This is a genomic window from Ruminiclostridium cellobioparum DSM 1351 = ATCC 15832 (assembly GCF_000621505.1).
GTDB classification, from domain to species: domain Bacteria; phylum Bacillota; class Clostridia; order Acetivibrionales; family DSM-1351; genus Ruminiclostridium; species Ruminiclostridium cellobioparum.
In genome coordinates this window covers 72160-87431 of sequence record NZ_JHYD01000023.1, presented here as the reverse complement: position 1 = coordinate 87431, position 15272 = coordinate 72160, and the positions used below count along the sequence as shown (strand labels likewise).

9 protein-coding genes are annotated in these 15272 nt (G+C 38.2%); all 9 read left to right on the top strand.

Annotated elements, in window-relative coordinates:
* Positions 1-434 precede the first annotated feature (434 nt).
* Entirely contained in the window at positions 435-2774 is a 2340-nt protein-coding gene (locus T344_RS0109045; protein ID WP_027628435.1) for an ATP-dependent Clp protease ATP-binding subunit, read from the top strand.
* Between the two features lie 166 nt (positions 2775-2940).
* Positions 2941-4245 (top strand): ABC transporter substrate-binding protein, encoded by a 1305-nt coding sequence (locus tag T344_RS0109040; RefSeq protein ID WP_027628434.1) that lies wholly within the window; start codon positions 2941-2943, stop codon positions 4243-4245.
* 53 nt (positions 4246-4298) lie between these two features.
* Positions 4299-6170: a sensor histidine kinase gene (locus T344_RS0109035; RefSeq protein ID WP_027628433.1), complete on the top strand. Its 1872-nt coding sequence runs from the start codon at positions 4299-4301 to the stop codon at positions 6168-6170.
* A complete protein-coding gene (locus T344_RS0109030) occupies positions 6148-7770 on the top strand; it encodes a response regulator (protein ID WP_027628432.1) in 1623 nt (540 codons plus the stop codon). Before T344_RS0109035 ends, T344_RS0109030 begins: the two co-directional genes overlap by 23 nt.
* A gap of 211 nt (positions 7771-7981) precedes the next feature.
* Positions 7982-8944 (top strand): ABC transporter permease, encoded by a 963-nt coding sequence (locus T344_RS0109025; protein ID WP_034860934.1) that lies wholly within the window; start codon positions 7982-7984, stop codon positions 8942-8944.
* Between the two features lie 12 nt (positions 8945-8956).
* Positions 8957-9874: a carbohydrate ABC transporter permease gene (locus T344_RS0109020; RefSeq protein ID WP_051571704.1), complete on the top strand. Its 918-nt coding sequence runs from the start codon at positions 8957-8959 to the stop codon at positions 9872-9874.
* A gap of 69 nt (positions 9875-9943) precedes the next feature.
* Complete coding sequence (locus T344_RS0109015; protein ID WP_027628429.1) at positions 9944-11500, top strand: ABC transporter substrate-binding protein; 1557 nt, start codon at positions 9944-9946, stop codon at positions 11498-11500.
* Between the two features lie 143 nt (positions 11501-11643).
* Entirely contained in the window at positions 11644-12690 is a 1047-nt protein-coding gene (locus tag T344_RS0109010; RefSeq protein ID WP_027628428.1) for a LacI family DNA-binding transcriptional regulator, read from the top strand.
* A gap of 62 nt (positions 12691-12752) precedes the next feature.
* Positions 12753-15188, top strand: coding sequence for a glycoside hydrolase family 94 protein (locus T344_RS0109005; RefSeq protein WP_027628427.1), 2436 nt, complete (start codon positions 12753-12755; stop codon positions 15186-15188).
* Positions 15189-15272: the final 84 nt, after the last annotated feature.

Here is a 15272-nt window from a genome sequence, read left to right as displayed (position 1 = left end):
AAAGCTGTTAGACCTAGGAGTATACTTGTGTTATACTATTAAAAACATATTGGAGTAAAAGGGAAAATATAAAATTTAAAAAATTATAGACATTTCTGGAAATAATATAGTATATATGTATATATAAAGTTGCAAGATGGGGTATTTCCATGTTTATATATTAAAAAGATAATATAACGGTTATAAATATCGGTATAAGTGGTATATATTATGTGCATCACATAATAGTAATAAGACCGGACAAGAGGTAAAATATTGACCATGAAATAATAAATTTTATTTTAATGCTGAAAAAGAGTCACTATTATAACCTCCATAAGCGGTTATAATATGCTATCTGGAGAAATTGACAAAAATGGAATGTACTCAAAATATGGGAGGTCGGAATAGTGACCTCAACAACACGGTTCATTTAAATATCAATGGAGGTCAATATGATAAAATGCTCAGTATGCAATAAAAATATAGCAGTTGTTTTTGTGACTAAAATAGTTGACGGGAGGCAGGTACAGGAAGGGCTTTGTGTCAGCTGCGCGAGAAAGCAGAATTTACAGCCCATAGATCAGCTTTTATCACAGACGGGAATGACGGAGGATGAGCTTGATAACATCAGCAAGCAGGTTGGCGATATGCTTGAGGATATGGAGGGCAATGAGCTGCTGGAGGCTTTACAGACAGATGCAGGTGATGTAAATCAGACAAATCCGTTTTTTGGAATGCTGAATAAAGCTTTTCCCAAAACAGCGGACAATCAAAACACTGAGGTACCGGCTGTCAGTAGCCAGGACAAAGGCAACGGGGAAGATAAGGAAAAGAATTCAACCAAGACCAAGGTACAGGATAAAAAGGTTGTTAAAAAGAAAAAGTACCTTGACATGTACGGGACAAACCTGATCGATAAGGCAAAAGACGGTGCCATAGACAGGGTGATCGGAAGGAACAGGGAGATTGAAAGGGTTATACAGATATTGAACAGGAGGACAAAAAACAATCCTGTTCTAATCGGTGAGCCTGGTGTGGGAAAAACTGCCATAGCAGAAGGGCTTGCCGTCAGAATCGCCGAAAAGAGCGTTCCTCAGAAACTGTTTAATTCAGAGGTTTATCTGCTGGATATGACAAGTGTTGTAGCAGGTACCCAGTTCAGGGGCCAATTTGAAAGCAGAATGAAGGGAATCATAGAAGAGGCCAAATCCTTTGGAAATATAATTCTTGTTATAGATGAGCTTCACAATATAATGGGAGCCGGGGAAGCCGAAGGTGCCATGAATGCGGCCAACATACTCAAACCGGCTTTGTCGAGAGGTGAGATACAGGTTATCGGAGCCACAACTCTCAATGAGTACAGAAAGCATATAGAAAAGGATTCGGCTCTTGAAAGAAGATTCCAGCCTGTTATAGTGGATGAGCCTTCCATAGAGGAATCCATTGAAATATTAATTGGGATAAAGCACTATTACGAAGAATATCACAGGGTAAAGATCAGCGATGAAATTGTTAAGGCGGCTGTTAATTACTCTGAGAGATATATAACGGACAGAATGCTGCCCGACAAGGCAATTGACGTCATAGATGAGGCAGGTTCAAGGGCAAACCTCAGAAATGTAAAACTTGCAGAACTCCAATCATACAAGGATGAGCTCCGCAGAGTCCAGGAAGAAAAGGAAACCGCTATTTCTGCAGACTCCATAGAAGATTACCAGAAGGCAGCCGATTTAAAGGTTCACGAATGTAAGCTAATCGGACTTATAAAAGATATCGAAGATACAAGTAAGGATGTTGAGCTGACAATAGACGATATTGCAAGTGTCATTGAAGCCTGGACCAAAATCCCAATACAAAGGCTCAGTGAAGAGGAATCGGAAAAGCTCATCAATCTTGAAACCCGGCTGCATAAGCGTGTGATAGGTCAGAGCAAGGCTGTTGAAGGAGTTTCAAGGGCGATCAGAAGAAGCAGATCGGGCTTCAAGAAAAAGAAAAAGCCGGCTTCCTTCATATTCGTAGGCCCCACCGGTGTTGGTAAAACCGAACTTGTAAGGGCATTGGCCATGGAATTGTTTGAGAGTGAGGAAGCACTGATAAGGCTTGATATGTCCGAATATATGGAGAAACACACTGTTTCCAAACTCATAGGTTCACCTCCGGGGTATGTGGGATATGATGATGCAGGACAGCTTACAGAAAAGGTCAGAAGAAAGCCCTATTCGGTAATTTTGATGGATGAAATTGAAAAGGCTCATCCCGATGTATTCAACATGCTGCTTCAGATACTTGAGGACGGCAGGCTGACAGACAGCCACGGAAGAACCGTAAGTTTCGAAAATACAATAATAATTATGACATCCAATGCCGGAACCAACTTTAAGTCAAGCGGCATCGGTTTTGCAAACAACGCTTATGCCACTCTGGAAAGCAAGGTAAAGGATGTGATCAAAGAGACCTTCAGACCTGAGTTTTTAAACAGGATTGACGAGGTAATTGTATTTACCGAGCTGAACAATGAGGAGCTTAAGCAAATAATAGAATTAATGCTTGAAGAGGTATATACCGAAGCGAGAGATAAGGATATCAGAATAAATATAACCGACAGGGTGAAGGAATTCATACTGGAAAAAGGCTATGACATCAAGTTTGGCGCAAGACCTTTAAGACGTGCCATTCAGAATTATATTGAAGACAGGTTGTCCGAGGAGTACCTGAAGGGAACCATAAAAGAGGGGTCACTGGTTGGCGTTGACCTGGATGAAAACAATGAAATAAAATTATCAATTATTTAATAAAATGAAAAAAGCTGCCGGAACACAGTTTTCCGTGCAGCTTTTTTCATTTTATTATTGCAAATTGTACTGATAAATAATTATAATAACTGTATATGATATATTTCTTTACTGCCATTTCCTAAATGACGCTGTCTTTAAATCTGTGTAGAGTGAGGTGAAATTCATGAAATACTCAAAAAGGGTTTTGAGTATTATAGCTGTTGCTATATTTGGCATTTCAATGGTCGCGTGTGCAGGTAGCATAACAAAAGAATCCGAAAAGTCAAAAAGTCCTGCATTACCGACCAAGAGTACCACAATCGAATTAATGACTTCATGGGGCGGTGTTGACAGTAAAGCTGGAAGTTTAAAAGAAATAATAGCCAAGTTTGAAAATGAAAACAGTACTATCAAGATATCGAATCAATCAATATTTGGAGATGAATATTTACCGACTCTTAAGACAAGATTTGCATCAGGAAATGAACCTGATGTTTTTGGTCTTTGGCCGGGCTCAGACATAAAGTATCTTATAAAGGCAAATAAAGTGGCCGATCTTACCGATAAATTAAAGGAAGACCGAAGCTGGATGGACAGTTTCAAAGAGTCCAGCTTCTCCCTTACAACCTATGAAAACAGAATATATGGAATACCGTTCGAATTGGTATTTGAAGGACTTTTCATCAATAAGGACCTCTTTAATAAATATCAGGTTAAAATACCTGAAAATTATGAGGAACTCAAAGCAGCTATTACAAAATTCAAAGAAAACGGTATAATACCCATAGCCTATAATTCCTCGGCAGAAGGATCCTATATATACCAGAATATGATAGCCAACCTGGGCGGCAGCAAGGGTGTTGAGGAAAGCATAGTGGACGGGAAGATCAATAAGTATTATATTGATGCAATGAAATACCTGAAAGAGCTGTACGATATGAAAGCTTTTCCCAATGATGCACTCACTCTCAACAGTAATGAAAGAAACCAACTGTTTTTTTCAAAACAAGCTGCCATGATAGTTCAGGGTTCCTGGTTCATACCTTATTTTGATAAATATGACCAAAGCGTTGAAATGATTCCCTTTCCTTCAATAAATAACAACAGTCCCAAAATCCCTACCGGTCTGGGCGGAGGAACCTTTTATATCAGCAGGAGTGCCTGGGATACACCAACAGGAGAGGAAAATACAATTTTGTTGTTAAAGTATCTTACCTCCAAAGAGACAGCTACATTTTTCTATGAGAAAACTGCCTTGTTAAGCAATCTTAAAATCCAGCAGGAAACACCGTATAGTTCACTGGCACAGCAAAGTATTGATTTATATGAAAAGACCCTGGAAGAAAACAAGACTTCAATTCCGGATCATGTTATAGACAGAAGTGCCTGGAATGATATAGTTATAAAACAGTTCCCCTACTTCCTGGAGGGTAAAAAGACTGCCGAAGAAATCTGGAAGCAGGCTGTGGAAAAAATCCAATCAAATTAATTATTGGCCAAATAATAAAGCCGGCTGCGAAAATAAGGAACTAAGAGGTCAAAATGTTGAATAAAATTACTTCGGAAATGTTTTCAAAACTAATGAATGCATTACAATTTTACAGGAACATTTCTATAAAGAAAAAGCTGTTGCTGGTACTGTACATCCAGATATTGATACCTCTTGTTTTCATAGGGTTTTTCAGCTTTAAAAGTTCTGAAGAAATCATTACAAATAAATCCCTTTCATACTCCAAGGATATACTGAGCCTTATTGAATTAAGACTTCAGGATACGGTCAGAAATCTTAACGTTATATCCCAGGATCTGAGCAGCGATGAAAGTATATATGAAGCGTTGATAAATGAAGACAGCAATAATATAAACATGCTGTACAGCTATGAAGTAGGAAGCAAACTAAATAACGTATTTCTCAATGCCGTAATGACCAGGAATGAAATACAGTCCATATGTATCGTAACAAACAAGAAACGGTTTTTTATATATGATAATAGTAATAACTCAGACAAATCAAATATCAAGTCTATAGTTCTTCAGAATTATACACCAATCAGAAAATCAGCTGCAGCCGCTAACGGTAAAGTTGTATGGTTTTTCAATTCAAAAAACGGAGTCGTTCAGAATTCATATTTGGTCAGAATGATATATAACAGGGATAACTATAAGGAAATAGGTTTACTTGTTGTTGAGATAAATATGCAATTTTTTGATTTTGTACTTCAGGGCCTTGAATCGGAGGTTATGCAGAACACTACAATTTTGTCCTCAGATAATGAAATTATCATTTATAAAAACAAAGCTGCCCTGGACAAATATAAAAAGGTAATACAGGATATTCCAAATGATAAAAACTCTTTTTTAGATAAGAAGAACAATATCTTTGTTGCACATACCTACCTGTCGGAACCAGGGTGGAGAATAGTGACCTATATCCCGCTGAATCAACTTTATTCAGATGTGAAAACTCTCAGAAACCGGATTATATTATTGTGCATGGGTTCAATCCTGATATTATCTGTTGTGAGTATCTTTATGTCCTTTGATATGATCAAACCTATAAACCAGTTGGTTAAGGCCATGAAAGGAATGAATATTGACAATATATCCGACAGTTATATAGAGATAGAAAGAAAAGATGAGTTGGGTTTTTTACATAAAACCTTCAACAACATGACAAAAGAAATTGATCACCTGGTTACCTGGATATACAGGGAGCAGATCACACGCAAGGAGGCTGAATTAAAAGCATTGCAGTCACAGATAAATCCCCATTTCCTCTTCAACACTCTGGAATCAATTAACTGGATGGCCCAGCTGAACAATGTTCCTGAGATAAGCAGCACGGTATCGGATCTTTCCACTTTGCTTGAGGCAAGTATCGGAAGGGATGACAGGCTCATAACAATTGAAGAGGAATTCATGTATATAGACAAATATATAGCCCTGCTTAAAAGAAGATTTGAAGGCAGGATTACCTTTAACAAGGAAGTCGACCCCAAGGTGCTTTACATAAAAATACCAAGGCTTCTGATCCAGCCCCTTATAGAAAATGCGGTATACCATGGCGTGGAAAACAGCAGGGGTAAAGGGATCATAACGCTCACAGCGGGTATACGCGGAGAATTGATGATTATTGAAGTAATTGACAATGGCAACGGTATATCAACGGAAGAACTTGTAAAGTTAAATAAAGGTTTGGAAATGGATAACGATACATATTTTAAATCTTTAGGCAATAAAAAGAACAAAAGTATTGGCATTGATAATGTTAACAGAAGGATCAAGCTCTTTTACGGCGAAAAATATGGTATAAACATTGAAAGCAAATTGAATATTTACACAAAGGTATCTGTTACTTTACCTGCACAGAGTTATAAAAAGGAGGGTTTTTATGTACAAGGTACTAATAATTGATGATGAATCCATTATCAGAAAAGGAATAAAAAACATCATCAATTGGAAACAATTGGACTGTGAAGTATGTGCAGATGCAAGTGATGGCATTGAGGGGATCGAACTGATAAAAAAATATCTGCCCGAGATAATTATTACTGATATCCGTATGCCAGGCATGGATGGCTTAAGTATGATAAAACAGGTAAAAGGGATTGTGCCGTATTCAAAGATAATAATACTTACGGGATACAGGGATTTTGACTATGTACAGGAGGCTATCAAGTTCGGCGCCTTTGATTTTTTATTGAAGCCGTCAAAGATTGAGGAACTTACTGCGGTGCTTACAAGAGCGGTAAACGAAATCAATGATCAGAAAATAAGACATTTGGAAATAGACCGGTTTAAAGTACTGTTTGAACAAAGTATACCAATTCTCAGAGAAAAGCTCCTATATGATATTATTTATGGACTGAATACCAATGAATATGAAATAACTGAGAAAATGAAGCTCTTTAATATATGTATTAAAAATTTTGTACTGGTTGTTATGGAAAATGACTATGATGAAAAATCCAACAGCTCCCAGTATGACAAACATCTTTATCAGTTTGGTATTGTTAACTCCTTTGAGGAGATATTTGCCGAAAAGTACGAAGTCCTGTCTATAATGCTCAACAGCAGCAGGGTTGGTTTCATTATACAGAAGCCTGACAGGATACCTTTGGATATAGAGGAAGTAAGTGAAAAATGCAGTTATCTTCAGGAAGTGATAAATAATGGCTTTGGGTTTACCGTTACAATTGCTGTCAGCTCGGTCGGAGTTTCTGCCATGGAATTGCCCGATAAATTAAAGGAATGTTTGGGCTCGCTGGAATATAAAAGCTATATGGGTACTAATTCAATCATACAATACAGCGATTTGAACTCCTTTTTTAGATACGAGGATTATTCAACACTTGACATGTACCAGAAACAGCTGCTGGAAAGCATAAAATCCGGCAACGAAGGACTGGTAAAGGTTACAACTCAAAATATAGCCAGATATGTTACTACTACCAAAATTAACATCAATTATATGAAGAATTTTTACTATACCACTTTATCCTCGATCAATAACATCAGAATTTCGGTATCGGCTATTGAAGTAGACAAGAGACATGAGGAGGGCAGGGATATTGCCAGCCTTCTTAACCTGATTGAAAAAAGTGAGAGCGCAGAAGAATTGAATTCATTATTGGAGGATGTGGCAGTAAGAATAGCCGATAAGGTTAACAACTTTAACAACAAGAGCATCAAGCTTATTCTCAGAAAAGCCATAGATTATATCCAGGAGCATTACAGTGAGCAGGTTACCCTTAATGAAGTAGCCGAAAATATTTATGTCAGCACGTTTTATATAAGCAGAATGTTTAAGAAGGAACTTGGGAAAAGCTTTGTTGACTATCTTAATGATGTGAGGATAGAAAAATCCAAGGAACTGCTCAAGGATGTAAAATATAAGACCTATGAAGTGGCAGAGATAGTAGGCATTTCAGATCCGCACTATTTTTCCAGGATATTTAAAAAGTATTCAGGTATGACTCCGTCGGAATACAGAGAGTCTCTTATTCTAAAATAACGAAAGTTAAATATATTGTTGTTTTGATGTCATATATCTATAAAGTATATGGCATTATTTTGTTGTATAATCTTGCACTTTCATGACTGCAATTATTAACACAATATTACAATTATGTCTATTTAGAATTCGTAATGAAATTTATATCATATAGATGTAATCTTACTAAAATATTTCTATTGTACAAATTCTAATAAGGATGTGATTATTTTTGTCTTCAGAAAATGTAACGGTTCGTAAGCGTAAACGCGGGTTTTTTTCTGAAATTCGAACTAACGGTGCACTTTTTTTAATGCTGGTACCGGGTGCAATTGTGTTGTTAATAAACAATTATCTCCCTATGTTCGGTGTTGTAATTGCTTTTAAGAGATATCGGTTATTTAATAACTTTTTTGACAGTGTAATAAGAAGTGAATTTGTTGGTTTTGATAATTTTGCGTTTTTCTTTAAATCGCCTTATGCGTTTAATATTACCAGAAATACGATATTGTACAATCTTGTATTTATAGCACTCGACCTTATAGTTCCTGTGGCACTTGCGATAGCCTTGAATGAACTCAGGAATAAAAGGGGATCAAAGACCTATCAGAGTTTAATGTTTTTACCATACTTCTTATCATGGATTGTAGTAAGCTATCTGGCCTATTCTTTCCTAAGTATGGACAAGGGATTCATCAATACGACGTTTTTGAGCATGTTCGGGTTAGACCCTGTAAACTGGTATTCCGAAACGAAAGCCTGGCCATTCATATTAACGTTCTTCCACATGTGGAAATATACTGGGTACAATATCGTTGTTTACATAGCTTCAATTGCAGGTATAGATTCCGAATACTTTGAAGCCGCATCTTTGGATGGTGCTTCAAAATGGCAGCAGATAAGACACATTACATTGCCGTTGCTTCAGCCGATAATGATAATCATGACATTACTTGCCGTCGGAAGAATATTTAATGCAGATTTTGGACTTTTCTACAACGTTACCAAAAACAGTGGTTCTATTGCTTCTGTAACGGACGTCATTGATACTTATGTATATAAAGCGCTTAGAAATTCCAACAATATGGGAATGACTGCTGCCGCTGGTCTTTATCAGGCAGTTGTCGGGTGTATAACAGTATTTACTGCAAATATGGTTGTTAGAAAAATAGACAAAGACAAAGCGTTATTTTAAGGAGAGGTTCACATGGATTTAAATTTGAACAAAGATAGAAAAATTGGTGAAATATCAGGGTTTTCCAATTTCTTCATTAATTTAATATTTCTTATTATTTCTCTGGTTTGTATATTGCCGATAGTATTTGTAATAATCATCTCGTTTACGAATGAACAGGAATTGCTGGTATCCGGCTACACTTTCTTTCCTAAAGAGATATCATTTGACGCATACTCATACATTGTTGCTGCAGGCGATGTAATATGGAGAGCTTACGGTGTTTCAATATTTGTCACAATTGTAGGAACAATACTAAGTCTTTTGATAATTTGTATGTATGCATATCCGTTATCAAGAAGTTCTTTTAGGTATAAGACACAGTTTGCTTTTCTTGCATATTTTACAATGATTTTTGGTGGAGGTCTGGTTCCCTGGTATATTGTTTATACCACTGTAATACCAATAAAAAATTCAATATGGATAATGATTGTTCCTTACCTTATGAACGCTTGGTACGTAATTATAATGAGAACTTTCTATAAGACTACTGTTCATGAATCAATTATTGAATCTGCAAAAATAGACGGAGCCGGAGAGTTCAGAACATTCTTTGTAGTAGTTCTCCCATTGTGCCGTGCAGGATTAGCTACAATCGGATTATTCTGTACATTGAATTATTGGAATGACTGGTATTTACCTTTGGTATTTGTTAACAATGCCAAATTATATAATATCCAGTATTTTATGTATCAAACATTGCAAACAATCCAATTCTTGGCAACATCAAGTACAAGTTTCTCAAATGCAGGGCTGGCAATGCAGTCATTACCTAGTGAAGGTGCACGTATGGCTATAGCAGTGTTGTCAATAGGACCTATAATTCTTGCTTATCCATTCTTCCAGAGATACTTTGTAAAAGGACTTACCGTTGGTGCGGTAAAAGGTTAATGTTTTGTTTCTGGTGATAACAACCGTTAGGGTTGCTATAGATTAAACAAATTTGAAGGAGGCTATTAAATGAAAATGAAAAGGTATTTATGTTTAGCTTTGGTTGTAGTGTTTATGCTGGCCATAGCACTAACAGGCTGTGGTGGAGACAAAGCCAGCTCTGACTCATCAACAGCAGCATCAACAGCTGCAGAGTCATCAGCAGCTGCAGAATCATCAACAGCTGAGGCAACAGCAACTGTTCCAGCTGAAACTGTAGATCTCACATGGATTTTGGCCGGTCCTCAGGCGGACCCTGATGTAGATATGATTGCCCAGAAGGCAAGTGAGTATCTCAAAGACAAACTCAATGTAAATCTTAAAATGCAAGTATTCAGTTATGGTACTGCTTACGACAACAAGGTAAATGCAATGTTATCGGCAGGAGAAGCAATTGATGTTGTCTTTACAGCAGGCTGGGCAGCTGACTACAAAAACAATGCACAAAAAGGATTTTTCCTTGCATTGGATGACTATTTAAAAAATAGTCCTATAAGGGAGATCGATGGAGAAGACTTCCTGAATTCTGCTAAAATTAATGGAAAAATTTATGCTGTAAATACAAACAAAGAGCAGGCTCATCAGTGGGGATTCCTACTCAAGAAAGACCTTGTTGACAAGTACAAGGTTGATATAGCTAGTATAAAGAAGATGGAAGACCTTGAACCAGTATTTGAACAGATTAAGAAGAATGAACCAGGCATTTACCCACTTTTACCAGTACAGATGGATGCTCCTTTCAAATTACTAGATTGGGACAATTTAAGTGCTGATGATGCTCCAGGTGCATTATATCCTGTAAATGGCAAGACTACAGTTGTTAACCAGTTTACAGCTCCTGAATCAATAGCTCATTACAAGAAGATGCAGGAATACTACAAGAAGGGTTGGATCCCTGCAGATGCAGCTACATTAGAAGGTCAGGTTACACTTATGACCTCAGGCAAGTACTTTGCTAATTCACAATCAATGAAGCCTGGTAAGGATGCTGAAATGAAAATATCTACGAAAATTGATTGGGTACAGCTTAATTTAACTCCTGCAGTTAAAACAAACCGTGAAGCAGGTGGATCAATGCTTGCTATCCCTGCTAAGTCAAAGAATCCGGACAGAGCATTCAAATTCATAGAAATGCTGTATACGGATAAGACATTGAGAAATATGTTCTCATTCGGCTTGGAAGGCGTTCACTATGACAAGGTTTCTGATAATGTTATTGCTATGAAACCAGATAACAAGGGTTATGCTTCTGCCGGTAACGGTTGGAGATTCGGTGACCAGTTTAAGGATTATCTGGTGAAGGATGTTGATGATCCACAGAAGTGGGAAAAATTCAAACAGTTCAATGACAGTGCTACAGCTCTCGACAGCCTTGGATTCGCATTCAACCCAAAGGATGTAGAAGCAGAAGTTGCAGCTTGTCAGAGTGTTGTTCAGAACTACTACAAGCAGTTGTTCACAGGTTCTGTTAAGGATGTTGACGCCGAAGTTGCTAAGATGGATAAAGAACTCAAAACAGCAGGCGTTGAAAAGGTACTTAAGGAAATGCAGACACAGTATGATGCATTTCTTGCAGCAAAGAAGTAATTAGTTTAGATACTATATTTATTCTAGCTTGATTTAATTACCAAATAGATGTAAAATAGGGCTAGCGCTTTGGTATAGCGTTAGCCCTATTTTAATAATGAGTAAATAAACATTAGGCCGTAGTTAGGATAAGGTGGATTTGAATGAAAAGTGAAGAAATTGCTAAAATAGCCGGAGTATCCAGAAGTACTGTTTCAAGAGTAATAAATAATTACTCTAATGTGCCGGAGGATACCAAGAAAAAGGTTCTCGAAGTAATATCAAAATACAATTATCAGCCTAATACCAGTGCAAGAGTATTGGCAGGAAAACAAAATGATACCATTGGACTATTTATAGTTAGTATTGCCGACACTGATAATCCAAACAGATTGTATAACAACAATTATTTTACGCAATTTGTTGATGCGGTGGTAGAATGTGCCAATGCCAGGGGATTTTACGTTCTTGTCAATATAATTTATTGCGAGAATGATTATAATAAAGTCAGTGAAGTATTTCTTCAAAAGAGGATTGATGGGGGAATTGTTATCGGAACAGAAAGGGAAGTAGACGTTCTGATAAATGTTTCTAAAAGAGGTTTCCCTGTGGCTTTAATAGATTATGATGCTGAAGAGATAAAGAGGAGCAAATCAGATAATAATAATCTGATTGTAATAGGCTCCAATGATTATGAAGGTACTGTTCAGGCAGTTGAATACCTGATAAGCTTAGGACACCAGAAGATTGGGCTGTTGGCGGGAAGACTGTCTACATATTCGGGAAGGCAGAGATATGAAGCTTTCTTTGATACTATGAAAAAACATGGCTTGGAAGTTAATAAGGATTTTGTTCTGCATGGTGATTTTATAAAATCCAAGACTGCCGATGAAGTTAAAAAACTGATTCAAAAAGGAAATTTTCCAAGTGCAATATTTTCTTCTAATGACGATATGGCAATAACCGCCATGGATCTGTTTAAAGAGAATAATATAAAGGTACCAGAAGACATTTCCATCATAGGGTTTGATAATATTCCGCTTTCGTCATTAATCAGGCCGGCTCTGTCAACAGTGTCGACACCGGTTTATGATATAGTTGATAAAGCTGTAACCGAGCTTATTGCAAATATAAAAAGAAACAAAAAAGGATTTTTCAGCTATAGCTATGATACAAAAATGATATTGCGTGAAACCTGTAAAAGGAAATAGAAGTACTTGCAAAAGTGCTTATTGTTATATATTTTTTTAATCATTTGAGAGGAGCCCCAAATATGAAATTTGGATTTTTTGACGATAAGAACCGGGAATATGTAATTACCACTCCCAAAACACCGTATCCCTGGATTAATTACCTGGGAACACAGGAATTTTTTTCTTTAATTTCAAATACTGCGGGCGGTTATTGTTTTTATAAGGACGCGCGTTTACGCAGAATCACAAGGTACAGATACAACAACGTACCAATCGATATGGGAGGGAGATACTTCTATATCAACGATAACGGAACCCTGTGGTCTCCGGGCTGGTCACCGGTCAAAGCCAATCTCGACAGCTACGAGTGCAGGCATGGTTTGGGGTATACCAAAATAACAGGAAGCAAAAATGGAATAAGCAGCGAAATACTCTTTTTCGTTCCGTTGAATTTTAATGGAGAGTTACACAGAGTCAGGGTTAAAAACACAACCTCAGATAATAAGACTGTGAAACTGTTTTCATGCATAGAGTTCTGTTTATGGAATGCATATGACGATATGACTAATTACCAGAGAAACCTGAGCACAGGCGAAGTTGAGGTTGAGAATTCAGTTATTTACCACAAAACAGAATATAAGGAAAGAAGAAATCACTTTTCTTTTTATTCTGTAAACGCGGGTCTAACAGGCTATGATACCGACAGAGATACATTTGTGGGATTATATAACGGGTTTGAGGCCCCCCAGGTTCCTGTCAGCGGCCAACCCCAAAATACAATAGCCGACGGCTGGGGTCCAATGGCTTCACATTGTATCACAGTGGAATTAAAGCCCGGTGAAGAAAAGGAATATGATTTCATTCTGGGCTATGTTGAAAATGCTGAGGATGACAAATGGGAAAGCAAGGGAGTAATCAATAAGAAAAAAGCCTATGCCATGATTGAGGAAAAAGGTAATCCGGCAGGTGTTCAGGCTGCATTTGAAGAAATGCAGAATTACTGGAGCCAGCTGTTCACGCAGTACAGACTGGAGCACAAGGATGAAAAGCTGGCAAGGATGGTAAACACATGGAATCAGTATCAATGCATGGTTACCTTTAATATGTCCAGAAGTGCTTCATACTTTGAAACCGGCATAGGCAGAGGTATGGGCTTCAGGGATTCCAACCAGGATATCCTTGGCTTTGTTCACCAGATTCCTGACAGGGCACGAGAGAGAATACTTGATATAGCAGCCACCCAGTTGGAAACAGGCGGTGCATATCACCAGTACCAGCCTTTGACTAAGAAAGGCAACAATGAAATCGGCGGAAACTTTAATGATGATCCCTTATGGCTGATTGCTTCAGTTGCCGCGTACATAAAAGAAACAGGAGATATGGACATTCTGAAGGAAATGGTTCCGTATGACAATGATGCTTCCAGGGCGGCCACTTTGTTTGACCACCTGCGACGTTCCTTCTATCATGTTGTAAATAACCTGGGTCCCCATGGACTGCCATTGATCGGAAGGGCAGACTGGAACGACTGCCTCAACCTGAATTGCTTCTCAAATGCTCCCGATGAATCCTTCCAGACCACTACGAGCAAGGATGGCAAGGTGGCAGAATCGGTTCTGATAGCGGGAATGTTTGTCTACTATGGACCGGAGTATGTTAAGTTATGCAGGCTGAATGGGCTGGAAGAGGAGGCCGGCAAGGCTCAGGTACATATTGATAAAATGACCGAAACAGTTCTTGAGCATGGATGGGATGGAGAATGGTTCATCCGTGCGTACGATGATTTTGGCCAAAAGATAGGCAGCAAGGAAAATGAAGAAGGCAAGATATTCATAGAATCACAGGGCTTCTGCACAATGGCCGGAATCGGTCTCAACACCGGCCACGTGGAAAAGGCTCTGGATTCGGCCAAAAAATATCTCGATAGCGATCATGGTATGGTACTTAACAACCCTGCGTTTACAGAGTATTATATCAACATGGGTGAAATTTCGACTTACCCTGCCGGCTATAAGGAAAATGCCGGCATATTCTGCCATAACAATCCCTGGGTTGCCGCCGGGGAAACAGTACTTGGGAGAGGGGACAGGGCTTTTGAGATATACTCAAAAATTGCTCCTGCGTACACTGAGGAAATAAGTGAGATCCATAAGACCGAGCCGTATGTCTATTCCCAGATGATTGCCGGAAAGGACGCAAAGAGACATGGGGAGGCAAAGAACTCCTGGCTGACAGGAACTGCGGCCTGGAACTTTGTAGTCATTTCTCAGAATATTCTTGGAATCAAGCCTGACTACAGCGGTCTCATGATCGATCCCTGCATACCAAAGGCCTGGGATGGCTATAAGATCAGCAGAAAGTTCCGGAATGCCACTTATGATATAACCATAAGCAATCCGGAGCATGTATCAAAGGGTGTTAAAGAACTTGTTGTTGACGGCAGAAAATATAAAGGTAATATTGTTCCTGTCTTTAATGACCGAAAGAACCATGAAGTTAAGGTTGTAATGGGTTAAAATACTGATGGATTCTCCCTGAGCAATGGGGATATATAAGAGGCTTGATGCAGGGGGCCATCTCAAAACAAGACAAATATAATA

Coding starts and splice junctions, on each gene's coding strand:
- T344_RS0109045 (WP_027628435.1), top strand. CDS start 435: ATGATAAAATGCTCAGTATGCAATAAAAATATAGCAGTTGTTTTTGTG.
- T344_RS0109040 (WP_027628434.1), top strand. CDS start 2,941: ATGAAATACTCAAAAAGGGTTTTGAGTATTATAGCTGTTGCTATATTT.
- T344_RS0109035 (WP_027628433.1), top strand. CDS start 4,299: ATGTTGAATAAAATTACTTCGGAAATGTTTTCAAAACTAATGAATGCA.
- T344_RS0109030 (WP_027628432.1), top strand. CDS start 6,148: ATGTACAAGGTACTAATAATTGATGATGAATCCATTATCAGAAAAGGA.
- T344_RS0109020 (WP_051571704.1), top strand. CDS start 8,957: ATGGATTTAAATTTGAACAAAGATAGAAAAATTGGTGAAATATCAGGG.
- T344_RS0109015 (WP_027628429.1), top strand. CDS start 9,944: ATGAAAATGAAAAGGTATTTATGTTTAGCTTTGGTTGTAGTGTTTATG.
- T344_RS0109010 (WP_027628428.1), top strand. CDS start 11,644: ATGAAAAGTGAAGAAATTGCTAAAATAGCCGGAGTATCCAGAAGTACT.
- T344_RS0109005 (WP_027628427.1), top strand. CDS start 12,753: ATGAAATTTGGATTTTTTGACGATAAGAACCGGGAATATGTAATTACC.